Raw genomic sequence first — 23,596 nt, forward strand, 5'->3', positions numbered from 1 at the left:
CCCGTCTTCAACTTGTGCTTAGCAACCCTTTAACAAGGCTTCGCTGCAATGCCGTGAAAGTCAACGCCCTTGGGTGAAAAATGGCGGAATTCGGCGACGAAACGCACTTTTGCCGGTGCCAGCCGCGCACGCGTCAAATCACGATCATGTGTCAATCACACTCTATGCCACGGTAGAACGCCCATTCGGCTATGGCGGAGCGCAAGTCGGCAGGCGGTTCGGAAAGCCAGCCGTTCATCGCGGCGCGAATCTCGTTCACGTCAATTTTGCGAACCAGTTCCTTGACCGGCCCGACTGCGGCAGGCGTGATCGACAACCGGGTTATGCCAAGGCCTAGCAAGGCCAGTGCCTCGAGACGGCGTCCGCCCATTTCACCGCAGACGGTCACATCCGTACCGAACGGGGCAAGCGTGTTCACCACGCGGCGCAGGAAGCGCAGGATGGCGGGGCTGAGCCAGTCATAACGCTCGGCCAGCTTGGGATTCGCGCGATCGGCGGCGAACAGGAACTGCGTCAGATCGTTCGTGCCGATCGACAGGAATGACAGCCTGGGTGCCAGGATATCAAGGCATTCCGCCAGCGCCGGAACTTCGAGCATGGCGCCATAGCGGATCGCCTCGGGCAGGATCTTCTTGCGCTGGCGCAGGAAAGCCAGCTGACTTTCGAACACGGCGCGAGCCGCATCGAACTCCCAGGGCTCGGTCACCATCGGGAACATGACGTTGAGCGTGCGCCCGCCCGCAGCTTCGAGGAGCGCGCGCGCCTGTACCTTGAGCAGACCATCGCGTTCGAGCGCAACGCGAAGGGCACGCCAGCCCATCGCCGGGTTTTCCTCGGCCTCGCCATCGTTGTGGCGAAGATAGGGCAGGACCTTGTCGCCGCCGATGTCGACCGTGCGGAACACCACCGGCTTGTCTCCGGCGGCATCGAGCACGTCGCGATAGAGCCGCGTCTGGCGTTCGCGCGACGGGAGCGTTGCCGAGACGAGGAACTGGAATTCGGTTCGGAACAGGCCGATGCCGTCTGCCCCGGTCATCCCCAGCATCGGCGTATCGTCGCGCAGGCCTGCGTTCATCAGCACGGTGATTCGCGTGCCGTCGCGCGTGAACGGCTCCACCTCGCGCATCGTCGCGTAATGGGCCTGACGTTCGCGGTTCTTGGCAAAGCGGGCCTCGAACGCCTCGATCAGGCTGGGTGAGGCGCGTACGTCCACCACGCCCTGATCGCCGTCGAGCAGCAGGTGATCGCCCTCGCGCACCTTCCCGCGAAGCGCACGCATCCGCCCCACGACGGGAATGCCCATGGCACGCGCCACGATCACCACGTGCGCGGTGAGCGAACCTTCCTCGAGGATCACGCCCTTCAACCGGCGGCGATCGTATTCCAGCAGTTCGGCAGGGCCAAGGTTGCGGGCGATCAGGATGGCATCGCCCTTCAGCCCCATGCTCGCCGCCGTGCCGACCTGCCCGGACACCGTGCGCAGCAGCCGGTTCGAGAGGTCTTCAAGATCGTGCATGCGATCGGCCAGCAGCGGATCGTCAATCTGACGCATGCGCATGCGGGTGCGCTGCTGGACCCGCTCGATCGCGGCTTCGGCAGTGAGCCCTGAATCGATCGCCTCGTTGATGCGGCGCGACCAGCCCTCGTCGTAGGCGAACATGCGATAGGTCTCGAGCACCTCCTCGTGCTCGCCACCCACGCCGAACTCGGCCTGGCTGGCCATCCGGTCGATCTGCTCGCGCATCTTGTCGAACGCGAGATAGACCCGCTGGCGCTCGGCCTCGGTATCCTCGGCGACCACGTGCTCGATCGTCACGCGGGGCTGGTGGAACACCGCGACCCCGCTGGCGAGACCCTTGACCAGCGTCAGCCCCTTGAGCCGGTCCGGCCCGGTGAGGTGCGCGGGAACGCCGAGCGTTTCCTCGTCGTCGATCAGCTCGGCATTGGCGATGAGTTCCGAAAGCACCATCGCCACGGTCTGCAGCGCCTCGATCTCGACTTCTTCGTAGCGGCGCGGCTCGACATGCTGGACGGCGACCACGCCTACGGCCCGTTCGCGCCGGACGATGGGCACGCCTGCGAAGGAGTGGAACTTTTCCTCGCCCGTTTCGGGGCGGAACGCGAAGTCCGGATGAGCGGCCGCTTCGGCAAGGTTCAGCGTCTCGACATTGCCCGCGATCGTCCCGACCAGACCCTCGCCCACGGCAAGGCGCGTCACGTGCACTGCCGCCTGGTTGAGGCCACGCGTGGCGAAGAGTTCGAGCATGCCCTCGCGCAGGAGATAGATCGAGCAGACCTCGGAATCGAGGTTGTTGCCGATCACTTCGACGATCTGGTTGAGCTTGGCCTGCGCGCCGGCACGCGAGGCCATGACCTCGTGGAGGGAGGTGAGAATCTGGCGGGCGGCGGTCACGGCGCTGAGCATGGGACACGGATTAGCCTAGTGCGCGCGCTTTGGGAATGTTGCGCACAATCCGATACGTCCACCATTGTGGAGCGGATAGCTATTCACCTGCCATGACGCAAAAGAGCCGCCCTTGCGGGGCGGCTCTGCACTTGCCTCTTGGATGGCGCTCAATTGAGCCGGGAAAGCTCTTCCTTGAGTTTCAGCTTCTTTCTTTTGAGCTGGGCCACCAGCGTATCATCGGGGAGGGGCCGGGACATTTCCATCTGGATTTGCCTTTCAAGTCCGGCGTGCTTCATCTGGAGTGCGCTGAGATGCGTCGATTCCATGCGTTGTCCTCCTAAGGGGAAAGCCCCCGTCAGATACCCGCACAGGCCTGCCCCGTGCGGGGGCGGCGACGCCTTGATCGGTGTTGTGCCCGACTCGTTCAGGCGGCGCGTTGTCATGCTCCCACAATCGCCGTATCTTGCAAGTCAAACCGCGTCGGAGCGTGCAGGTTTACGGGTTTGACCGTAAGACTTGCGCAAGCACCGGTTTACCGGGTCGAAGGAGTTTGGCGTAACGTGACCGAAGAGGAAATGCGCAAGCGGCTCGCGGCGCTGCGTATCGAACACCGCGATCTCGACGCCGCCATCGATGCGCTGTCTCTCAATGGCGTGCGCGACCAACTGCAGATCGCCCGCCTCAAGAAGCGCAAATTGCTGCTGAAAGACCAGATCGCGATGATCGAGGATTACCTGATCCCGGACATCATCGCCTGAAATCAAAGACTTGAATCGAAAGGTCCGAATTGGTGACCTGTCCCGTTAAGAAACGTTCAGGTTTTGGGACAATTGCACCGGCCAAGCGGTGTTGGCGAAAGCCCGATCGCAGGACTATGCGCTTGTCATGCCCCTGATGCAGAGCCTCAACCCGCGCATTGTCGAAGCGCTTCATGCGCAGGCCATCGGCCTTGCCGATGCGGTGCGCGTGCGCTTCGAACGGCTGCGCCAAGAAACGGCTGGCTCGGGCCTTGCCGACGAGGACCTGCAGCGCGTGCAGGTCAGCTGCGAGGCGCTGCGCACGACGACGCGCGTGATGCATTGCCTCGCCTGGCTGCTCAATCACCGCGCCCACTTCGCCGGCGAACTGTCCGAACTCCAGCTGCGCCGCCATGGCCGCTTGATCGCCAACTTCCCGGCCAGCGATCCCGATGTAGTCGCCTCGCTGCCCGATGACGTGCAGACCCTGGTTCATGAGAGCGAGCGCCTTTACGAACGCATCCAGCGTCTGGAGCAGGCCTGGCGCTCGGAAAGTGTGGCAAGCGCCGGGGCTGTCCAGCGATTGCGCGAACGGCTTGCCCGCGCCGTCGAGGAAACGACAAGCGCTGCCTGATGTCCGTGCGTCCGTGGTTGCACGGACCGCGCACAATCCCCATAGCACTCGGCATGGCGCAGATGCCCCCCATACCCGATCGTAGCGAATGGCCTGTCGGCCTTGCCGAGCAGCTCGAACCGCTGGTCCGCCGCGTGCTTGCTCCCAACCCATCGCCCTATACCTTCACCGGCACGCAGACCTACATCGTCGGCGCAGGCGCTGACGTTGCGGTGATCGATCCCGGACCGTTCGGCATGGACGACCGGATCGGCATGGAAAGCGAGGGGCATGTCGATGCGATCCTGCGCGCGGTGGGCGATGCCCGGATCGCGGCCATCGTCTGCACTCACACCCATCGCGACCACAGTCCGGCCACGCGTCCGCTCAAGGCAGCCACCGGCGCCCCCATCATCGGCTGCGCCCCGCTCACGCTCGACGATGACGGCCCGCGTGCCGACGCTGCCTTCGATGCCGACTACAGCCCCGACCGCGTGCTCACCGATGGCGAGCGCATCTCGGGCGATGGCTGGACGCTCGAAGCCGTTGCCACGCCCGGCCACACCTCCAACCATCTGTGCTACAGCGTGGTCGAAAGCGGCGCGCTGTTTACCGGCGATCACGTCATGGGCTGGTCGACCTCGGTCGTCTCCCCTCCCGATGGCGACATGGCGGCCTACATGGTCAGCCTGCAGAAGCTCCATGACCGCGACGACCGCGTGCTCTACCCCGCACACGGCCCGCAGATCGACAATCCACGCCAGCTGGTGCGCGGCATGCTCGGCCACCGCCGCCAGCGCGAGCGCCAGATCCTGCGCCTGCTCGGCGACGGCGGTCCGCACGCCATCCCCGAATTCGTCGCCGCAATGTACAAAGGCTTAGACCCGCGCCTTCACGGTGCCGCAGGCCGTTCAGTCCTTGCCCACCTCATCGATCTGGAACAGCAGGGCCGGGTGCGGGTTGAGGACGAGACATGGATGATCACCGCCTGACCGGCCAACCACCCCAGACCCGACCCGCGCCATCGCTGGCCCGCGCATCGCTCCTGCCGTGGGGCCTGTTCATCGTGACCCTGGCCGCTGCCGCGTTCTTTGCGTGGAAGTGGTGGCAACCCGAAGACCTCGGCGATCCCCTAGCCACCAGCCTCGTCGCGTTCGAGAAGCAGGACAAGCTGACGGTGTTCAGCGCCGAGCTGGCTCCGGTCGTATCGAGCAACGATTCCCGCCTGTTCGGCCTCGTCAATGCCAAGCAGATTGCGGTCATTCCTGCGCGCGTCGACTACACGATCAACCTCGCCGCCGTCGGCAAGGACCGGCTGTCGTGGGATGCGCAAGGCCAGACTCTCTCGGTCCGCTTGCCCCCGCTGACGGTCAGCCGCCCCAATCTCGACGAAGCGCGCGCCCAGTACCTGCGCGACGGCATCTGGATCAGCCGCGACGCGCAGGACAAGCTGACCCGCGACAACACCCGCCTTGCCGAAGCGCAGGCGGTGCAGCAGGCGGCGAACCCTGTGCTGATGAACCTCGCCCGTCAGGCCGCGAAGGAAGCCATCGCGCAGAACCTGTCGATCCCCTTGCAGGTCGCGGGCTACGGCAAGGCCAAGGTCGACGTCACGTTCGACGCGCGCTAGAGCGGTTTCCACCCATTCCGGAATAGTTGCAAGTGTGACTGGCGTCACCGCCGATCATGTGCGAATCTCCTAGCGGGCGCACCGGGACTGGTGGAGACTCGAAATGGCTACCGCCGCAATCACTTACGCTTATCCTTACTCGCGCGACCAGCGCTTCTTTACCCGCATGGCCATCGGGATGGCTGTGTTTGTCGTCTTCGCGTTCGGCCAGTGGGCCCTGCGCGGCTTCGTTTCGCCCAGTACCGCGCCGATCTGGGTGCATCTCCACGGCGTGGCGATGCTCTCGTGGCTCGGCATGTTCGTGCTTCAGAACCAGCTGGCACTGACTGGCAACATCGCCCTGCACCGCAAGCTCGGCTGGGTTTCACTGGCCCTCGTCCTGTTCATTGCCGGGCTCGGCATGTTCACCGGCCGCATGGCGATCGAACTGCACCGCGTGCCGCCCTTCTTCAGCAACGCCTACTTTCTGGCGCTGACGCACATTGGCACGACCTTGTTTGCAGCCATGGTCATCTCTGCCATCGCCATGCGCAAGGAAACGCAATGGCACCGCCGCCTGATGATGGGCGCGATGATCCTGGTTCTCGAACCTGCCATCGGCCGCCTTGTGCCAGCACCCATCCTCGGGCCGGTATGGACGCCGGTCACCGAAGCGTTCTTCCAGCTTTGCGCGGTCGGCATCATCGCCCTGCACGACCGGAGCGAAACCGGCTCGGTGCATCCTGCCACCCGCATCAGCGCACTTGCCGTGATCGTCCTGTTCGGCGTCGTGATGGGCCTGTCGGTCTTCCCCCCGTTCGTTTCGCTCGCTGAAGGTATTGCGGCAGCGGGCTGAGGACCCTAAGTCCCCCTCTCGCCCGCAGGCCTCAAGCGGGCGGGAGGACGTGACGCGATGACTGCCCAGCCCCTGAACCTTTCCGGCCTTGACCTGCGCGCCGAGATCGACCGTTTGCGCAAGGAGCGCAATGCGGTGATCCTTGCGCACTATTACCAGCGCCCGGAAATTCAGGACCTCGCCGATTTCGTGGGCGACAGCCTCGAACTCTCGCGCAAGGCAGCCGCTACCGATGCTGACGTCATCGCCTTCTGCGGCGTCAAGTTCATGGCCGATACCGCCAAGATCCTCAGCCCTGAGAAGATCGTGGTCCTCCCCGACATGGACGCAGGCTGCAGCCTCGAGGACTCGTGCCCGCCCGACAAGTTCAAGGCGTTCCGCGAAGCCCACCCCGATCACATCGCGCTGACCTACATCAACTGCTCGACCGAGGTGAAGGCGCTGTCCGACGTCATCGTGACGTCATCGAGCGCCGAGACGATCCTCGCGCAGATCCCGCCCGAACAGAAGATCATCTTCGGGCCCGACCGTCACCTCGGCGGCTATCTCAACCGCAAGTTCGGCCGCGACATGCTGCTCTGGCCGGGCGTCTGCATCGTGCACGAGGCGTTTTCGGAAACCGAGCTGCTCAAGCTCATGGCGCAGCACCCCGGCGCGCCGGTGGCAGGCCACCCCGAATGCCCGCCGCACATCATCGACCATTGCGACTATGTGGGCTCGACCAGCGGCATCCTGCAGTTCGCCAAGACCTTCACCGGCGACACCCTGATCGTGGCGACCGAGCCGCACATCATCCACCAGATGCAGCTGGCGATCCCGGAAAAGACCTTCATCGGCGCCCCCGGCGCGGACGGCAACTGCAACTGCAACATCTGCCCCTACATGGCACTCAACACCATGGAAAAGCTCTACCTCGCCCTGCGCGACCTGCAGCCCCGCATCGAGATGGACGAAGACCTTCGCCTCGCCGCCAAGAAGAGCCTCGACCGCATGCTCGACATGGCCAGCGGCACGGTAGGCATGGGCGATCTCGGGGCGAAGCCGTTCGGTAGCTGACCGATCAACCAGCCATCACTCGCCGCACCATTTCCGGCTCTGCCTCGATCACCTTGAGGTAAGCGCGCACGGCGGGCGGGGGCATGTAGCGCCCGATCTCGTATTGGCGGATGCTGTTGGCGGGGATGCCGAAAACGGCGGCGAATTCCTTCTGCGTCATCCCAAGGCGGTTCCGCAGCTTGCGCACGCGACGGCCCATCAGCCCGCGTTCCAGCGCGGCGACGGTAACATCGAAATCCTCCGGATCGTTCGGATCGGCCGGAATAGCGATCGTAGTCTCTTTGTTCACTCGCGTTGCTCCGTCTGGTCGAAATCAGCCGCACCTTGTCGCCCCGCCAAACGTGGACGACGGTATAAAGCTTTCCGTCAACAAGCCCGATGGCCTTGAACCGGTCCTCACCATCGATCGCGCGGTGCGAGGCCACGACCACATGGTCGTCGCTCAGAAACACGCGCACCCCGAACGCCAGCTTCAGCCCGTGCTTGAAACGGTTGGCTTCGTCCTTGGTCGGATCGAACTCGAACTCCATTGCCTCTGACTATGTGATTCACACATAGCAGACGAGCGGAGACGAGTCGATATTGGCACTATCCTGCGGGTTTCCCCTCACCCAGCCGCGCCAGCACCAGCGCCGCGCCGACGAGCGCCATGCCGATGGCATCGGGAAGGGCCAGAACCTCGCCGAACGAAATCCAACCGACGATCACCGAGACCGCAGGCTGGGTCAGCAGCACGAGCCCGATCACCAGCGGGGGAAAGTGGCCAAGCGAATAGACCAGCAGCCCCTGCCCGACGATCTGGCTTGCCAGCATCAGTCCGATCAGCGGCCACCAGTTGTGCGCCAGCACGGGCTCGCCCATCGCCAGCGCCGTGCCGAGCATGACCGGGCACCCCGCAAGGCTCGACCAGAACAACAGGCTCCACGGCTTCAATCGTTCGCGCACGTTCTGCACCAGCAGGATGTAAACGACGTAGAACAGTCCGGCGAGGATGCAGAACAGGTCCCCGGCAAGCGTGCGCGCGTCGATCTCCATCGAGCGGCCAAGCAGCAGCCCCGCTCCGCCCAGTGCCATCGCCACCGCTGCAAATTCACGCAAATGCGGGCGGCGGTGCATGGTGAAAAGGCCCAGGACCATCAGGATCACGCTGCCCGAATTGCCAAACAGGGTCGCGTTGCCGAGCTTGGTCCGCTCGATCCCGACATGCCAGCTGGCAAGGTCGAGCGCAAAGACCACGCCCGCGCCTGCGATGAACCACCAGTCCTTCGCGCGGTATCCCCACAAGGTTTCGCGGCTACGCACCGCAAACAGGCCCAGCAGCGGAAGCGCCAACGCCAGTCGCCAGAATCCGGCCGAGACCGGTCCGCTGTCGGCAATGCGCACGAACCAGGGTCCCAATGCCAGCGCAACGTTTCCTGTCAGCAGGGCAAGGAAATGCTTGGGACTGGGGCGAAATGACAAGGTTGCGTCACTTGAATTCGTCATCGGCGCTGCTTAATCCAGTTGCAAAGCGAAACCTAGAACGTTCGCCGACCTTTTCACGAAAGAGGCCCCTAGCATGCACGAGCCCCTGTTTCAGCCCCTGAACCTTGGCGCGATCGAAGCGCCCAACCGAATCATCATGGCTCCGCTCACCCGCGGCCGCGCCAGCGGTGACAGCGTGCCTACGCCGATCATGGTCGAATACTATCGCCAGCGGGCCAGCGCAGGGCTGATCATTTCCGAAGCCACCGGCATAAGCCGCGAAGGCCTTGGCTGGCCGAGCGCGCCGGGCATCTGGACCGACGAACAGACCGAAGCGTGGAAGCCGGTGACCGAAGCGGTTCACGATGCGGGTGGCCGCATCGTGCTGCAACTCTGGCACATGGGGCGCGTCGTCCACTCCGTCTTCAACAATGGCGAACCGCCGGTTTCCGCTTCGGCTACGCGCGCACCGGGCCATGCCCACACCCCTGAAGGGCGCAAGGACTATGAAACCGCGCGCCCCCTGCGGCTCGACGAAATCCCGCGCCTGCTCGATGATTACACCCGTGCTGCGCAGAATGCGAAGAAGGCCGGGTTCGACGGCGTGCAGCTCCACGCCGCCAATGGCTACCTGATCGACCAGTTTCTGCGCGATGGTACCAACCTGCGCGATGATGACTATGGCGGCAGCCCGGCCAACCGCGTGCGCCTCCTGCGCGAAGTGACCGCGCGCCTGATCGATGTGTGGGGCAAGGAGCGGGTCGGTGTCCGGCTGTCGCCAAACGGCGATTCGCAAGGAACGGACGACAGCAATCCCGAGGCCACCTTTGGCGAAGCCGCGCGCGCCCTGCAGGCTCTGGGCATCGGCTTCCTCGAACTGCGCCAGCCGGGTCCTGATGGTACCTACGGTGCGACCGAGGTTCCCCAGCAGGACGCACTTATCCGCTCGATCTATACCGGCCCGCTGGTGCTCAACAGCGATTACACTCCGGAGAAGGCGGCTGCGGACATCGCCTCTGGCCGTGCTGACGCGATAAGCTTCGGCCGCCCGTTCATCTCCAACCCCGATCTCGTCGAGCGCATCCGCACCGGTGCCCACCTCAATCCGAACAAGGGGGTGCCTCAGACATGGTATTTCCCGGGCGAGGTCGGCTATACCGACTATCCGACGCTGGCGGAGGAGACCGCTCTGGCCGGCTAGAAGCGCTCTTATGGAGTAATGCCGCATGCCGCCAAGATCATGGCTCTTCGTTCCCGGTGACAACGAGAAGAAGCTGGGCAAGGCCATGACGACGGGTGCGCATGCGGTGATCGTCGATCTCGAGGACGCGGTGGCTCCTGCGGCCAAGCCGCAAGCCCGCGTCCTCGCCCGCGACTGGCTCGCGATCCACCGTCAGCACGTGACCGAGAACCGCCCCGTCGCGCGCTGGGTCAGGATCAACGCGATCGACACCGGCATGTGGCGCGACGATCTGGCTGTGGTCATGGCAGGCGCGCCCGATGGCGTCATGCTGCCCAAGTGCGAGGGGCCCGAACAGGTCCGCATGCTCGCCGCCGAGATCTACGAGCTCGAACAGCGCAACCGAGTGCCCAATGGTGCGACGAAAATCCTCCCGCTGGTAAGCGAGACGGCCAAATCGGCCCTCACCATCCCCTTATACGTCGATGCACCGATGCCTCGCCTTGCAGGGCTGACCTGGGGTGCAGAAGACCTGTCCGCCGTACTCGGCGCCAGCCGCAAGCGCGATGCGGGCGGCGCATGGACCGATGCCTTCCGTTTCATCCGCGCACAGTGCCTGCTGACCGCCCACGCCAAGAGCGTCTGGGCTATCGATACCCTGCATGATGATTTCCGCGATGAGGAGGGCACGCGCCGCGCTGCCGAAGCCGCCAAGGCTGATGGCTTCACCGGCATGCTTGCGATCCACCCCTCACAAGTGCCGGTGATCAATGCCGCCTTTGCGCCGACCGAGGAAGAGCTGGCCGAAGCGCAGGCCATCGTCGCGCTCTTTGCCGCCAATCCCTATGCCGGGACGCTGCAGTACAACGGCCGCATGGTCGACCAGCCGCACCTCAGAATGGCAAAGCAGCTACTGGGTATCGGCTGAATCAGCAGGCGCGGCCTCGGCTGCGGGTTCTGCGGCAGCTTCGTCGGGTGCCGCCTCGCTCGCATCGGGCGCGGCCTTCTTCTTGTCTGCATGAACGGCGGCCATCGGCGGCGAGGCCGTCGACGTGTCGAGGTCGATCATCGCGTCCGAGATCGAGCCGGGCAGGACTTCGCCCCCCGCGGCACTCGTGGTGGCCTCATCGGCCTTCTTGCCGCAGGCGCAGGTCATGAGGCACAGGCCGAGCGCGAGGGAGCGAATGATCATGCGGCCTCCGGAGGCGGACAGGCGGTGTCCAAGCGTTCGAGAAAGCGGTCGAAGTGCGCCAGCAGCGCCTCGTCCCACTGCGCGGGTGTAACATCGCGGCCGAGCGCGGCAAGGCTCGTCACGCCGAACTCCTCGATCCCGCAGGGCACGATGCCGCCGAAGTGCGCGAGATCGGGCGAGAGATTGACCGAGAAACCATGCATCGTCACCCAGCGACGGATGCGCACGCCGATCGCGCCGATCTTGGCCTCGCGCCCGTCCGCACCCTTTGTCCAGATGCCCACGCGGCCTTCCGCGCGCCACGATTCGACGCCGAAGTCTGCCAGCGTGTCGATCACCCAGCCCTCCAGCGCGTGGACGAAACCGCGCACGTCCCGAGCGCGCGTGCGCAAGTCCAGCAGGACGTAACCGATGCGCTGCCCCGGCCCGTGATAGGTATAGCGCCCCCCGCGCCCGGCCTCGACCACCTCGAAGCGCGGGTCGAGCAGTTCGTCGGGCGAAGCGCTGGTGCCGGCGGTATAGACCGGCGGATGCTCGAGCAGCCAGATCAGTTCCTGCGCGCTGCTCTCGGCAATTGCAGCATTGCGCGCGGCCATGGCGTCAAGCGCCTCGCGATAAGGCACTTGCGCGCTTTCGCGGCGGATTTCGATCATATCGCGTGAGGCCATGGCCTGCGAGATGGCGCAGCGCTTTGCCACTGGCAAGAGGCGCAACCGGCAAAAACTGACGTTCGACGCCAAGCCACGACGCTGCTATTGACCCGCTCATGACCCCCCGCCTCGACAGCAGCCTTGCCTGGAAGACCGCCACCCGCCTCGTCGCCACCAACCGCGACGTGCTCATGGCCATTGCCGGGGTGTTCTTCCTGCTCCCCGCCCTCGCCTTCTCGATCTTCGTGCCCGAGCCGCAGATGGCCCCCGGCACGCCTCCGGGCGAGATGATGGAAATCATGGCCGAGGCGTGGACTTCGTCGCTGCCGCTGCTGATCATCGTCACCCTGCTGCAGATGGCAGGCACGGTGACCATGCTGATCGTGATGACGGACCCTGCCCGCCCCACTGTGGCCCAGGCGATCGCGCGCGGCTTCAAGGCGCTCGGGCCCTACGTCCTCGCCCAGATCATCGTCGGCGGGGCGCTCGGCATGGCATTCCTTGTGCTGGTGAGCGCCGCTGCGCTGACCGGAGTGCAGGCGATTGCCGCCATCGTGATTCTCGCCGTGTTCGTCGCGATGCTGTGGTGCAGCCTGCGCATGGCGCTGGTCGCCCCGGTGCTGGCAATCGAGGCCGAGCGCAATCCCATTGCCGCCCTGCGCCGCTCATGGGAACTGACCCGGGGCAATTCCGGCCGCCTGCTTGCCTTCTTCATCCTTGCAGGACTGGTCTTCGTGGTGGTCTATGGCCTCGCCATGATGCTTGTCGGCGTCGTGCTGGTGCTGACCACAGGCGGCGAATTGCAGCGCGTGCTGACCGCCGCGGTCTCGAGCGCGATCACCGCTGCGGCGCTGGTCTATTTCATTGCGATGCTGGCGGCGGTCTATCGCCAGATGGCCGGAGAGCCGACCGCGGAAATCACGTCAGTTTTCGATTGAGCGGTCTTCGACTGGAGACCTACTCCTTCCAGCCCCAGCTGATCACGCAAGGGGGCACGTTGACCGGCTCGAAGCCCTTGTCGATGCGGCGGAAGAACTGGCCCATCAGATCGCGCGCGCGGGCGGTGTACTGATAGACGAGGAACGCGCCGCCGGGGCGCAGCACGCGATGCGTCGCGCCCATGATCGCGGGGCCGACGCCTTCGGGCAGGTTCGAGAACGGCAGGCCCGACAGCACGTAGTCGGCATGGTCGAAGCCGTGTGCCTTGACGATCTCTTCCACGTCGCTGGCAGAACCGTGGACCGCGATGAAGCGGCTGTCGCCGATGGTCTTCTGCAGGTAGGCGATGAAATCGGGGTTGGTGTCGATCACGATCAGCCGGCCATCGCGGCGCAGCTTTTCCAGCACCGGGCGGCAGAAAGTGCCCACGCCGGGACCATATTCGACGAAGAGGCGGCATTCTTCCCAGTCCACCACCGAGAGCACGCGCTCAATCGTGCGGTTCGACGAGGGCACGATTGCCCCGACCATGGCCGGGTGCTTGAGGAAGCCCTTGAAAAAGATACCGGCCGGGCCAGCCAAGCGCGCTACCTTGCGTTTTGCCCGCTGAAGAAGAGGCTCACGCGCCACCTGGGTCGAAGTCATTGCAGGAAATGGTCCTCTGCCGGTCAAGCTGGCCCAAGCGGGTCGCAAATTTGGCCTGCCATTGCAAGCACCGTTAGCCGACACTAGTCAGGATTGGATGAACCAGTCGTGGACAATGGCGAACCGCCGCGAAAGCAACCCGGCATGACCGAAGGGCCGATTCGCCTGCCGAAAGAGCGCATGGCACTGCTCTTTGCGGTCATGCTGGTAACGGCTGCGGGCAATACCGCAATGCAGTCGGTCATGCCGTCGATCGGCACGCGGCTCGGCATTGCTGACGTCTGGGTGAGCCTTGCCTATTCATGGTCGGCGCTGCTGTGGGTGATGATGGCGCCGTTCTGGGCGCGCCGTTCGGACCGGCGAGGGCGCAAGGCCATGATGGCGCTGGGCGTGCTGGGGTTCATTTCCTCGTTCGCGCTGTGCGGCGCGGTCCTGCACTTCGGGCTCGATGGCTGGTTGAGCGCGGGCATGACGATGGGGCTCTTCGCCATTGCCCGCTCGCTCTATGGCGGGTTCGGATCGGCGGCACCGCCAGCCGTGCAGGCCTATGTCGCCAGCCGCACCGGCCGGGCGGACCGCACCAAGGCGCTGTCGCTGGTCGCCTCGAGCTTCGGCCTGGGCACCGTGCTCGGCCCGGCGCTCGCCCCGCTGCTGATTCTCCCCGGCCTTGGCCTTGTCGGCCCCTTTGCCATGTTCGCGGTGTTCGGCCTGGTCGTGCTGGTCCTGCTGCGCACGCGCCTGCCCGATGACGATCCGCGCTTTGCCGGACGGGGAGAGGTCATGGCAGCCCCCTTCAGTGCCTCGTCCAATCCGCGCATGGTAGAGGAGCAACCCGACGGTTCGCCCGACGAACTGCCCGAAGCCGAACCACAGCACGCCGGTGCCGACCGTCTGCGCTGGACCGACCGCCGCTTGCGTCCGTGGCTGGCAGCCGGTGTCGTCGGTGGCCATGCCCAGGCCATGCTGCTCGGCGTGATCGGGTTCCTGCTGCTTGACCGGCTTGGGCTGCGCGGCAATCCCGATGCAGGTGCCGGACCCATCGGTCTCGTACTGATGTCGGGCGCGGTAGCCACCTTGCTCGCGCAATGGGGGCTCATTCCGATGCTCGGCCTCGGCCCTCGAACCTCCACGCTCTGGGGCATGGGCCTTGCAACCGTCGGCATCATCCCGGTCGCCACGGGCAGCGATCTCCATACCATCGCGGTCGGCTTTGCCATTGCCTCGATAGGCTTCGGCTTGTTCCGCCCCGGTTTCACTTCGGGCGCGAGCCTTGCCGTCTCGCCTGCCGAGCAGGGCCAGTCCGCCGGCATCGTCGCCTCGGCCAATGGCGCGGCTTATATCGCCGCGCCTGCCATCGGCGTCTGGCTCTACAACCACTCGCAATGGCTGGCATGGGGCGTGATGGAAGCGCTGGCACTGACGGTCGTCGTGCTGTGCATCTTCACCGTGGAGAAGGACAAGATCTGATCCCCGGCCTGACGCCGCCCGTTTCGCCATGACCTGCACGCTCTTGCCAATCCGGGCATAACCCGCCAAGCGCCGCAGCGAAATGACCGCGTCCCGAGGCTCCCAGACGGTAATTGCGCGCGGCGCAGGCTCCAACGCGCTGAGCTTCGTCATCCGTTTCGCCGCGCGCGCCTCGTTCCTCTATGTCGGTGCAAGGCTCTATGGCGCGGCCAGCTATGGCGTGTTCACCATGGCCAGCGCCATGGTCGAACTGGCCGTGCCGGTTGCCAGCCTTGGCCTCAAGCGCATGATCTTCCCCTGGCTGGAAGAAGCGACGACGGGCGAGAACCCGCGCCCTGCCACCCATGTCCTGCTTGATGCACTGCTGCTTGCGCTGGTGGCGGGCGTGATCGTCTCGGCGATTCTTGTCTTTGGCGCGCAGGCCCTGCCCGGTGGATTGATCTCGAACGAGCTGCGCCTTGCCCTCGCCTTGATCGCGCCTGCCGTGCTCGGCCAGATCTTCGGCGATATCGCGCTCGCCGCCACGCGCTGGACCCACAAGATGCGCTATGAGGTGATCGCGCGCGGTCTGGTCGAACCATACGTGCTGACCGCGGTGGCGCTGGGCGCATGGTATCTCGGCCTTGAACAGACCGGCATGGTGCTGGGCTACTGGGCAGGCTCGATAGCGCTCGCGCTGTTCTCGGTGTGGAGCGCGCGCCATTGCCTCGGCTCGCTGCAACTGCGCCGCTGGAGGCCCGACCCTCCAGCGCTGCTGCGTCGTGCTCGCGCCCTCCTGCCCGCCAGCGGCAGTGATTTCCTGACCACGCTCGCCCAGCGCATCGATCTCTATCTCGTCGGCTTCCTGCTCGGCGATGCGGCGGTCGGCGTCTATGGCGTGCTGCGGCAGTTGCGCACGCCGATCCTGCAGGTGCGGCAGGCTTTCGACGGCATCCTCACCCCGCTCACCGCGCGCACGATGATGGCGGACGGCGATGTCGCCACCGGCAAGGCGACGGCGGCGGCAACCCGCGTGATCCTCACGTTCCAGCTCGCCGTCGTCCTGCTTATGGCGGCAACCGGCGAGGCGCTGCTCGACCTGTTCGGCGCGCACTATGCCGGGAGCTACGCCGCGCTGCTGGCGATGGTGCTGGCCGAGACGGTCAACGGCGCGTTCGGCGTGTCCGAACTGATCCTCTATTACCGCCGCCCTGCACTGGCCCTCCAGGTCAACCTGATCCTGATCGTTATCGCCGGCGTCGCCATCCCGTTGCTCACCCCGGAATACGGCATCTTCGGTGCAGGGCTGGCGATGCTGCTGGCCGCGCTCGTCGCCTCGTTCATGCGCAGGCATTGGCTGTCGGGGCTTGGCGTGCGCCCGCACCCGTTCCACGCCGGCATCCCGATGCTGGCGGCAGGCGTCTCCGTCCTGCTCGGCATCTGGCTTGGCGGACTTGTCGAAGGCACGGCGCTGGCAGGCGCGCATCCGATGGTGATCAAGGCACTCGCGCCGCTGATCGCTCTTGCCTTCTATGGCGCCTTCGTTGCGCTCTGGCGCAAGGCGCAGCCCGGCGTGCTCTCGCTCAACCGCTACCGCGTCAGCTAGATTCTCGAAGCTGTCGCTCGCGCCGCGCGATTGTGTAGCTGGACTGAGATCAGCAGCAGCAGGTTCAGCACCACCACCTGATAGAAGAAGTAATAGACCGGGCTACCCGCGATCATCGCAAGACCCAGCACGATCGCGCGCGGATTTGGGCCGAGCAGCTTGAGGAAGTTCAGCAGCGGCTTCTGCTCGCGCGCCACTTCGGCACGGATCGCTTCGAGCCGCGCCTTGTCTCCGCTCGCCAGCGCCGTGCGCACCGCACCATCAACCTGATGGGCATGCGGCGTCATCCCGGCGGCGAGGAACAGGTAGCCCTTGGTGATCACCTCGAACAGCCGGGCAATCGGCCCGCGCGTGCCGAACACGCCGTCGCTGTTGTCCTTCGCGTTGTTCAGCCAGGGCACGGCATAAGTCCAGTACTGGTAGAAGCGCCGCTGCACTTCGACGTGGTTGGACTGGACGATGTGGCTCGCACCCGCACCCAGCGTCCACGCCCAGGCCTCGCCCGACCCGACCTGCCGGGTAAGCACGAAGGCGAGCAGGACGTAGAGCACGATGTGGCTGACATAGTCGCACACCCCGTCGACCATCTCGCCGATCGGGCTGGACTTTCCGGTGATGCGCGCCAGATCGCCGTCTGCGCCATCGACCACGTGCCAGCTCATGTGCAGCGCCATGCCCAGCATCGCGCCCATCGGCCAGCCCAGCGCCCATGTGCCGCCAGTCGAATCCATGTTGTAATAGACCACGCCCGCCGCAACCACGAGCAGCCCACCGAAGACCGAGACCATGTTCGGGGTCAGCGGCGTGTGCGCCAGCAGCCTCGCCAGCCGCCATGCCAGCGGATGATAGAGATGATAGTTCAGCCCGTCCTGCAATTCACGCGGACGCTTGGGCCGCTCGATTGCCCCGGTCCGATTTCCCGCGTTCACCAATGCGACCCCTTGATCCCGTGTCCCGGGACACCGCTGCGAACAGTGGTGCAGCCCCGCCGATGCCGTCTTGGCGCAACAGGTAGCCGTGTCTATAGGCCGAGGAAAGGGCCTGAAGTGCTCTCGGTAAGGCAGACGCGCTTGAATACCTCGTTTTCTGTCGCAATTCCAGCGAGTTCCTATCTGCGCCGACGCATCGGCGGGATCAGCGGAATCGCACGCGGGGTGATTCTGGCAGATCTTGTCGGTGCACAGACGATCACGATCTTCGCCGATGCGCCGGTCGATGAGGACTGGCGCCGCAGCTTTTCGATGCGCGCGCGACCTTTGCCGGACGTCTCCGTGGTTGCACCCGGCACGCCCGTTCCGGCCGGAACGGCGCATCTTCCAGCCGAAGCTCAGCCGACCAAGGCCGCGCTAGAAGCATTGCGCGACGATCCTTCACTGGTTCTTGAGGCAGACGATCCACGCCTTATCCGCGGGGCCTCCGATCACGCCACGGTCATGGCGCTGTTGCGTGCGACGTTGAAGCCCACCGAGGGCCCGGTGGGTCGCTGGATCAACAGACCGATATCGTTCCGCATGTCGGCCGTGGCCATGAAGCTTGGCCTCGGGCCCGATCCGATCACCTGGTTCACGCTGGCGCTGGCCATGGTCATGGCGGTGATCCTTGGCCAGGGCGGAGCCGAATGGCTGGCGCTCGGCGGCTTCCTGTTCCAGGCCGTATCGGTCACTGATTGCGTCGACGGCGATATTGCACGCGTTTCGTGGGCGATGAGCCGGCGCGGCGCGCTGTTGGATACGGCGTGCGACATGGTCGCCAATCTCGGCTTCGTGATCGGGCTGATGACCGGAGTGATCCGGACGTATGGTACTGAATATGCATGGATTGCGCTGGCCTGCGTGGTCCTGCTGCTCTGCGGCATCGCGGCCATGAGCATCCTCGTGCGCATGGGGCCCAAGCGCGGCAGCTTCGACGTTCTGCGCGCCGCGCTCGAGCGCAAGCTTGAAGGGCGGCCAGTGTTGCAAGCCGTGACGCTGACGCTGGAGCGGCTGTTCAAGCGCGATGTCTATGTGCTTGTGGCCTGCGTATTCTGCCTCATGGGGCTTTCGTGGGTGCTCCCGGAAATGCTGTTGGGCGGCCTGTGCATCTGGCTTGGCGCGGTGGCCTGGTGTGCGCCGCTGATCGCCAGTGACAGCGAGGGATTGCTGCTCCCGCCGCACATGCGGCAGCTGTAGGACGCCATTTCCAACTCCCCCCCAACTCTCCCCTGACTCCCAGCGAACTCTCTGAGGCAAAGCGGCAACTCTTGCCCGCTTCGGGCATGCACGAAAGGGGCAATTGGCCCCACCCCTTGCGCGACGCGCCACCTTCCCCCAAATTGAACCTATCCGACCGCAACAGGGAACCGAGGGAATCGATGAAGGGTGTTATCCTGGCTGCGGGCCGCGGAAGTCGGCTCGGCGATGCGACCGAAACCTTGCCCAAGCCGTTGATGACCGTTGCAGGCCGCACTTGCCTCGATTTCGCGATTGAAGCGCTCCTCGCCGTGGTCGAGGAAGTCATCGTCGTCACCGGATACCGCGCGCAGCTGATCGAGGACCACATCGCCGCCGAGTGGCCGACCGCGCCGGTGCGCACCGTCCGCAACACCATGCTCGAGGCCGGGAACCTGACCTCGCTTGGCGCGGCGCGTCCGCTGATCGGGGATGCCCCGTTCGTCCTGACCAACGCCGACCACCTGTTCCCCGCCGACATGTACACCCGCCATTTCGCACCCGGCGCTGATGTCGGCATTGCGATTGCCTGCGAGCGCGAGCGGCCGGTGCTGCACGACGAGATGAAGGTGATCGAGAAGGATGGCGCGCTCGTCGCGATCTCGAAGACGCTGCCGAAATACGATGGTGCCTATATCGGCACGACGCGGATCGGACCGGATAGCCAAAAAACTTACTGGGCCGGGTTCGACCATGTGCTCGCCAGCCACGACCTTGCCAGCGCCTCGGTCGAGATGGTGCTTCACGAACTGGCGCAGGACCCGCAGAGCGCGCCGCGCGTCTGCTGGCTGTCTGGGCTCAGGTGGTTCGAAGTCGATACGCCCGAAGACCTTGCCGTCGCCCGCGAAAGCCTCACCGCGTGAGCCTTGAAAGCGATGTCCGCGTTCTCGTGTTCGATCTCGACGGGACGCTCGTCCCGACGATGGACGACTATGCCGACCGCGCCGCGCAACTGATGGAAGTGGCGTTCGGCACGCCGTTTGACGAAGCCCGCCGGTCCTATTTCGCCACATCGGGCCTGCCGTTCGAGCGGCAGTTGCGCCAGCTCTATCCCGGGCAGGATACCGATCCGGTGGCCGAGCGCTTCGAGCAGTGGAAGGACGGCTACCTGACCGGGATCGCGATAGCGCCCGAAACCGCCGCGGTGCTGCAAGGCTGGCGCAATGCAGGCTTTCTTGTCGCGATCTCTTCCAACAATCTCGAATGCTATGTCGAGCGTCTGGCGCGTGACTGGCCGGTGGATTGCGCACTCGGATATCGCGCCGCAAGTGCGAGCGACCCGGGCTTTGCCAAGGGCGAAGCGCACTTCCAGGCGCTGGAACAGCGCTTCGGCCTGCCCCGCGCATCATTCCTGTTCACCGGAGATTCACCGAACGACGCCCACATCGCGGCCGCCGCAGGAGTCCGGTTTCGTGCACTCCTGACCGACGCGTTCTCGCAAGAGGATTTCGAGAGGGCGGTTCCGGGCACCCGGACCTTGGCCTCGCTGGAAGAACTTGGTGACCATATTGCCACGGTCGGGGCATCGGTTGCCGTGATCTGAGCCCTCTTGCGGAAACGCACTATCGCAGGTCGCATTTTTCGGTTAAGGGCCGCGTCCCATCGGAACTTGCTGTAGCCTGCGCGCCCGTACTTTGGTGCAGTGCAGGTAGCGGGATTGCGAGTAGGGAGCGAGGATCAAGGTGGGTTTTATCGGCCTGCCCTTCCCCGCTTCGTCGTGACGGACTGAGGAATCGGCTTGCATTCGACGGCATTTCGGTATTTTGAGTCAGTTTGATTACAGCCGCCTCAGGGCGCCTGTCTGAAGGGATCGTTATTCATGAAGCCAATCAAGGTCGCCGTGATCGGCGTGGGCAACTGCGCTAGTTCGCTGGTGCAGGGTGTAGCCTACTATCGCAACAACAATTCGTCGCAGGGCCTCATCCACGACCGCATTGGCGGCTATGGCGCCGGTGACGTCGATTTCGTGCTCGGCGTCGATGTTGACGCCCGCAAGGTCGGCAAGGACATCGCCGAAGCCATCTTTGCTGCTCCGAACAACACCACCGTGTTCCAGCCCAACGTGCCGCAGACCGGCGCCAAGGTGATCATGGGCCGCGTGTCTGACGGCGTTGCCGCGCACATGACCTCGGTCGGTGAAAAGGGCTTCATCGTGGCTGACCAGCCCGAAGCCACCCAGGCCGACATCGTCAAGGCTCTGAAGGATTCGGGCGCAGAAGTGCTGCTCAACTTCCTCCCCGTCGGGTCGCAGGAAGCCACCGAGTTCTACATGGAATGCGCACTTGAAGCCGGCGTTGCCGTCGTGAACTGCATGCCCGTGTTCATCGCTTCGACCCCGGAATGGGAAGCAAAGTTCCGCGAGAAGCGCATCCCGATCGTCGGCGACGACATCAAGGCGCAGGTCGGTGCAACCATCGTCCACCGCGTGCTCTCCAGCCTGTTCGCCGCCCGCGGCGTGAACGTCGAGCGCACCTACCAGCTCAACACCGGTGGCAACACCGACTTCATGAACATGCTCGACCGCCAGCGTCTGGGCAGCAAGAAGGAATCGAAGACCGAGGCAGTGCAGGCCATGCTCGCCACGCGTCTCGAGGACGAGAACATCCACGTCGGTCCTTCGGACTATGTTCCGTGGCAGAAGGACAACAAGCTGTGCTTCATCCGCATGGAAGGCCAGCAGTGGGGCAACGTTCCGATGAACCTGGAACTGCGCCTGTCGGTTGAAGACAGCCCGAACTCAGCCGCTTGCGTGATGGATGCGATCCGTTGCTGCAAGGTTGCGCTGGATCGTGGCGAAGGCGGCGCGCTGATCGGCCCGTCGGCCTACTTCTGCAAGCACCCGCCGCAGCAGTTCAACGACGACGTCGCCGCCCAGATGGTTGACGAGTACGCTTCGGTGGAGAAGCTGGCCGCCGAATAAGCGACCGCTTCACGCACGAGATATGGGGCCGGCCGGACGCAAGTCTGGTCGGCCCTTTTTCGTTTTCGGAGCTGGCGATCGCGACAGGTTGACGCTTGAACCGGTATTTCTCGCAGAGACGCAGAGGAAACAGAGAGCGCAGAGAGACCGTTTTTGCGGCGAAGCCGCGCTCTCATCATGGCTTGGTCAAACCCTGAAGGTGCCGGGATAAGCTGTCCTTCGGACATGCCCGCCTTCTTCGCGCTCTCTGTTTCCTCTGCGTCTCTGCGAGAAACCTCCTTCTACCCCCTTCCGACGGGCACTCTTTTCATTTGGCTTCGAAACCTTTACCCGGAGCGACCATGGATGCCCTGATCATCGCTGCCGGATACGGCAGCCGCCTTGCCGAGCTCTCGCCGTCGAAGCCGCTCACCCCTGTTGCGGGCGTGCCGCTGATCGAGATCGGCGTGCGTCAGGCGATGCTGGCGGGCGTGACCCGGGTCGTGGTGGTGACCGGCCATCATGCTGACATGCTCGAAGCGTTTCTGGCCGATCTTTCGCTGCGTGCAGGGATCGAGATCGTGCCGGTGCGGCTGTCCAACTGGTCGACGCCCAATGGCCATTCGGTCATGGCTGGCGCAACGCGCTGCGATGGCAACTATCTCTTGATGATGGCCGACCACATGTTCGATGCCGACATTCTCGAGCGGCTGATGCTGGAGGATCGCCCGGATCGCGGGGTGACGCTGGCGGTCGACCGTCGCATCGACAATCCGCTGGTCGATCCCGATGACGCGACCTGGGTGCGGATGGACGATCAAGGCCGCATCACCGCCATCGGCAAGACCATCGCGCCCTACGACGCGGTCGATTGCGGTGCGTTCCTCGCGACGCCTGAGCTTGCGCTGGCGATCCGCGATGCGATTGCCGAGGGCAAGCCCGGAAGCCTGTCCGACGGCATGCAGCGCCTTGCCGATGCAGGCCGTGCCGGGACGATGGATATCGAGGATGCGTGGTGGATGGACGTGGACGATCCGCGTGCCCATGCGCTCGCCGAAGAGCTTGCGCCCTGGCACCTTGCGCGGACCTTTGCCGATATCGGCGTGCCTGCTGGCGAATGAGCTGATTTTTTGCTTTTCACGCAAAGGCGCGAAGAACTCGCGCTGGTCTCGACTCCACGTGATCAAATGACCGCCGGACTTATCGCGAGCGCACGGTCGCGCTTACGGCGCAACATCTTCGCGCCTTTGCGGCTTTGCGTGAGGAACTGAAGGGCTCGCCCCTCCCGCCTGCGGGAGGGGCCCAATGCCTTCACACTGCGATCAGGGATACTTGAGGTGAATCCGGGTCGACAGGCCTGACTTCGAGATGTTCAGGCGCACCGAGCGGAACGAGGGAATGCTCGCGATCGTCGGCGGGTTGTTGGAAAAGCCGAAGCCTTCCTCAGGCAGACCGAGAACGCCGCTGCGCTTGATGTTCCGGCTGGCGTCCTCGTCATGATAGACGGCAAGCGCATAGACGCCGGGCTTGGGCACGTAGAGGCACATGCGCGTTTCGGGCGCAGTGGCATCGACGCGGCCGACGTACATCGAGCCCTTCTTGACGAGGAACTTGCGCGGCTCGTCGGCATAGAGCGTGACCGCCATAAGCCCGTTGCCGTTGCGCACGCCATCGACCGTCACGTTGATCCAGGTATCGCTCACCGGCCCGGCGCAATTGGGGCCATTGGCGCTCGCAGCCGTGCTTCCGCCGATGATTGCGGCAAAGGCAGTGGCAGTAATGGCGGCCGCGGCGCGCAACCGTCTCGGCTTGGTCATGTTCAAAAGCCCCGATATCGATGTGTCTTTCAGGTAATCCGCGTTTCCGGATAGCTCCTTGCTGCACCACGGTGCAGCGCTGCTTACCTGCCCCACCGGACCATTACCGGCAGATTTCTCATCCGTTAAGTACGATTCGCGGCGTGAATAACGGCTGAATTTGCTCCGCGCCAAGCATTCAGGATTCCAACCCCATCCAATCCGGGACATTCCGTGTGGATAAGGACCTGCAAAACGCTTGTTCGGCCGATTCGCGAACGGTAAGCGCAAAGC

At 64.6% G+C, this 23,596-nt stretch carries 25 protein-coding genes and 1 pseudogene; 16 read left to right on the forward strand and 10 right to left on the reverse strand.

Annotated features, from left to right (window positions below; all coding sequences use genetic code 11):
* Positions 1 to 151 precede the first annotated feature (151 nt).
* Positions 152 to 2,425, reverse strand: a complete 2,274-nt coding sequence (ptsP, locus tag ACZ1JW_RS06315; protein WP_465142364.1) for a phosphoenolpyruvate--protein phosphotransferase — start codon at positions 2,423 to 2,425, stop codon at positions 152 to 154.
* Between the two features lie 149 nt (positions 2,426 to 2,574).
* Entirely contained in the window at positions 2,575 to 2,850 is a 276-nt protein-coding gene (locus ACZ1JW_RS06320) for a YdcH family protein (RefSeq protein ID WP_465124356.1), read from the reverse strand.
* Between the two features lie 117 nt (positions 2,851 to 2,967).
* Between ACZ1JW_RS06320 and ACZ1JW_RS06325 the strand changes: the two genes are divergently transcribed.
* The 6 genes from ACZ1JW_RS06325 to nadA all read left to right on the forward strand — a co-directional run bounded on the left by ACZ1JW_RS06325 (position 2,968) and on the right by nadA (position 7,278).
* Positions 2,968 to 3,165: a YdcH family protein gene (locus ACZ1JW_RS06325; protein ID WP_144904618.1), complete on the forward strand. Its 198-nt coding sequence runs from the start codon at positions 2,968 to 2,970 to the stop codon at positions 3,163 to 3,165.
* 127 nt (positions 3,166 to 3,292) lie between these two features.
* A complete protein-coding gene (locus ACZ1JW_RS06330) occupies positions 3,293 to 3,778 on the forward strand; it encodes a DUF1465 family protein (RefSeq protein WP_465142365.1) in 486 nt (161 codons plus the stop codon).
* Between the two features lie 53 nt (positions 3,779 to 3,831).
* Positions 3,832 to 4,749 (forward strand): MBL fold metallo-hydrolase, encoded by a 918-nt coding sequence (locus tag ACZ1JW_RS06335; protein ID WP_465142366.1) that lies wholly within the window; start codon positions 3,832 to 3,834, stop codon positions 4,747 to 4,749.
* On the forward strand, positions 4,731 to 5,387 hold the full coding sequence (locus tag ACZ1JW_RS06340) for a DUF4230 domain-containing protein (RefSeq protein WP_465142367.1): 657 nt from the start codon (positions 4,731 to 4,733) through the stop codon (positions 5,385 to 5,387). Before ACZ1JW_RS06335 ends, ACZ1JW_RS06340 begins: the two co-directional genes overlap by 19 nt.
* A 103-nt stretch (positions 5,388 to 5,490) precedes the next feature.
* On the forward strand, positions 5,491 to 6,222 hold the full coding sequence (locus ACZ1JW_RS06345; RefSeq protein ID WP_465142368.1) for an adenylate cyclase: 732 nt from the start codon (positions 5,491 to 5,493) through the stop codon (positions 6,220 to 6,222).
* 57 nt (positions 6,223 to 6,279) lie between these two features.
* Positions 6,280 to 7,278: a quinolinate synthase NadA gene (gene nadA, locus ACZ1JW_RS06350; RefSeq protein WP_465124351.1), complete on the forward strand. Its 999-nt coding sequence runs from the start codon at positions 6,280 to 6,282 to the stop codon at positions 7,276 to 7,278.
* Between the two features lie 4 nt (positions 7,279 to 7,282).
* Here the strand turns inward: nadA and ACZ1JW_RS06355 are convergent, their stop codons facing one another.
* The 3 genes and pseudogenes from ACZ1JW_RS06355 to ACZ1JW_RS06365 all read right to left on the reverse strand — a co-directional run bounded on the left by ACZ1JW_RS06355 (position 7,283) and on the right by ACZ1JW_RS06365 (position 8,763).
* Complete coding sequence (locus tag ACZ1JW_RS06355; protein ID WP_465124350.1) at positions 7,283 to 7,567, reverse strand: helix-turn-helix domain-containing protein; 285 nt, start codon at positions 7,565 to 7,567, stop codon at positions 7,283 to 7,285.
* A 55-nt stretch (positions 7,568 to 7,622) separates the two neighbouring features.
* Positions 7,623 to 7,808 (reverse strand): annotated as a pseudogene (locus tag ACZ1JW_RS06360) (BrnT family toxin); the annotation flags it as partial.
* Positions 7,809 to 7,866: 58 nt separating this feature from the next.
* On the reverse strand, positions 7,867 to 8,763 hold the full coding sequence (locus tag ACZ1JW_RS06365; RefSeq protein ID WP_465142369.1) for a DMT family transporter: 897 nt from the start codon (positions 8,761 to 8,763) through the stop codon (positions 7,867 to 7,869).
* A gap of 73 nt (positions 8,764 to 8,836) precedes the next feature.
* On the opposite strand from ACZ1JW_RS06365, the gene ACZ1JW_RS06370 reads away from it, so the two are divergent.
* Complete coding sequence (locus ACZ1JW_RS06370) at positions 8,837 to 9,943, forward strand: alkene reductase (protein WP_465142370.1); 1,107 nt, start codon at positions 8,837 to 8,839, stop codon at positions 9,941 to 9,943.
* A gap of 25 nt (positions 9,944 to 9,968) precedes the next feature.
* Complete coding sequence (locus tag ACZ1JW_RS06375; RefSeq protein WP_465142371.1) at positions 9,969 to 10,850, forward strand: HpcH/HpaI aldolase/citrate lyase family protein; 882 nt, start codon at positions 9,969 to 9,971, stop codon at positions 10,848 to 10,850.
* Here ACZ1JW_RS06375 and ACZ1JW_RS06380 read toward each other — a convergent pair.
* On the reverse strand, positions 10,833 to 11,114 hold the full coding sequence (locus tag ACZ1JW_RS06380; RefSeq protein ID WP_465142372.1) for a hypothetical protein: 282 nt from the start codon (positions 11,112 to 11,114) through the stop codon (positions 10,833 to 10,835). The two genes, ACZ1JW_RS06375 and ACZ1JW_RS06380, sit on opposite strands and share 18 nt — an antisense overlap.
* The gene (gene lipB / locus ACZ1JW_RS06385; protein WP_465142373.1) at positions 11,111 to 11,782 is read right to left on the reverse strand and encodes a lipoyl(octanoyl) transferase LipB; all 672 of its coding nucleotides are present in this window, start codon (positions 11,780 to 11,782) and stop codon (positions 11,111 to 11,113) included. The genes ACZ1JW_RS06380 and lipB overlap by 4 nt, the downstream gene beginning before the upstream one ends.
* A 98-nt stretch (positions 11,783 to 11,880) precedes the next feature.
* On the opposite strand from lipB, the gene ACZ1JW_RS06390 reads away from it, so the two are divergent.
* Entirely contained in the window at positions 11,881 to 12,702 is an 822-nt protein-coding gene (locus ACZ1JW_RS06390; protein ID WP_465124344.1) for a glycerophosphoryl diester phosphodiesterase membrane domain-containing protein, read from the forward strand.
* A gap of 19 nt (positions 12,703 to 12,721) precedes the next feature.
* Here ACZ1JW_RS06390 and ACZ1JW_RS06395 read toward each other — a convergent pair whose 3' ends face one another.
* A complete protein-coding gene (locus ACZ1JW_RS06395; protein ID WP_465124343.1) occupies positions 12,722 to 13,348 on the reverse strand; it encodes a class I SAM-dependent methyltransferase in 627 nt (208 codons plus the stop codon).
* A gap of 144 nt (positions 13,349 to 13,492) precedes the next feature.
* On the opposite strand from ACZ1JW_RS06395, the gene ACZ1JW_RS06400 reads away from it, so the two are divergent.
* Both ACZ1JW_RS06400 and ACZ1JW_RS06405 read left to right on the forward strand, forming a co-directional pair.
* A complete protein-coding gene (locus ACZ1JW_RS06400) occupies positions 13,493 to 14,815 on the forward strand; it encodes an MFS transporter (RefSeq protein WP_465142374.1) in 1,323 nt (440 codons plus the stop codon).
* 82 nt (positions 14,816 to 14,897) lie between these two features.
* The gene (locus ACZ1JW_RS06405; RefSeq protein WP_465142375.1) at positions 14,898 to 16,400 is read left to right on the forward strand and encodes a lipopolysaccharide biosynthesis protein; all 1,503 of its coding nucleotides are present in this window, start codon (positions 14,898 to 14,900) and stop codon (positions 16,398 to 16,400) included.
* On the opposite strand, the gene ACZ1JW_RS06410 is transcribed toward ACZ1JW_RS06405, so the two are convergent.
* A complete protein-coding gene (locus tag ACZ1JW_RS06410; protein ID WP_465124340.1) occupies positions 16,397 to 17,329 on the reverse strand; it encodes a CDP-alcohol phosphatidyltransferase family protein in 933 nt (310 codons plus the stop codon). The genes ACZ1JW_RS06405 and ACZ1JW_RS06410 overlap by 4 nt on opposite strands.
* 141 nt (positions 17,330 to 17,470) lie before the next feature.
* On the opposite strand from ACZ1JW_RS06410, the gene ACZ1JW_RS06415 reads away from it, so the two are divergent.
* The 5 genes from ACZ1JW_RS06415 to ACZ1JW_RS06435 all read left to right on the forward strand — a co-directional run bounded on the left by ACZ1JW_RS06415 (position 17,471) and on the right by ACZ1JW_RS06435 (position 22,627).
* Positions 17,471 to 18,568: a CDP-alcohol phosphatidyltransferase family protein gene (locus ACZ1JW_RS06415; RefSeq protein ID WP_465142376.1), complete on the forward strand. Its 1,098-nt coding sequence runs from the start codon at positions 17,471 to 17,473 to the stop codon at positions 18,566 to 18,568.
* A 182-nt stretch (positions 18,569 to 18,750) separates the two neighbouring features.
* Positions 18,751 to 19,470, forward strand: a complete 720-nt coding sequence (locus ACZ1JW_RS06420; RefSeq protein WP_465142377.1) for a phosphocholine cytidylyltransferase family protein — start codon at positions 18,751 to 18,753, stop codon at positions 19,468 to 19,470.
* Complete coding sequence (locus ACZ1JW_RS06425; RefSeq protein ID WP_465124337.1) at positions 19,467 to 20,150, forward strand: HAD family hydrolase; 684 nt, start codon at positions 19,467 to 19,469, stop codon at positions 20,148 to 20,150. The genes ACZ1JW_RS06420 and ACZ1JW_RS06425 overlap by 4 nt, the downstream gene beginning before the upstream one ends.
* A 276-nt stretch (positions 20,151 to 20,426) precedes the next feature.
* A complete protein-coding gene (locus ACZ1JW_RS06430) occupies positions 20,427 to 21,527 on the forward strand; it encodes an inositol-3-phosphate synthase (RefSeq protein WP_465124336.1) in 1,101 nt (366 codons plus the stop codon).
* 341 nt (positions 21,528 to 21,868) lie between these two features.
* On the forward strand, positions 21,869 to 22,627 hold the full coding sequence (locus ACZ1JW_RS06435) for a phosphocholine cytidylyltransferase family protein (protein ID WP_465142378.1): 759 nt from the start codon (positions 21,869 to 21,871) through the stop codon (positions 22,625 to 22,627).
* A gap of 201 nt (positions 22,628 to 22,828) precedes the next feature.
* Here the strand turns inward: ACZ1JW_RS06435 and ACZ1JW_RS06440 are convergent, their stop codons facing one another.
* Positions 22,829 to 23,323 (reverse strand): DUF2141 domain-containing protein, encoded by a 495-nt coding sequence (locus tag ACZ1JW_RS06440; protein WP_465124334.1) that lies wholly within the window; start codon positions 23,321 to 23,323, stop codon positions 22,829 to 22,831.
* Positions 23,324 to 23,596: the final 273 nt, after the last annotated feature.

It is taken from the genome of Novosphingobium sp. BL-A-28-Hi1-0D (assembly GCF_055521755.1).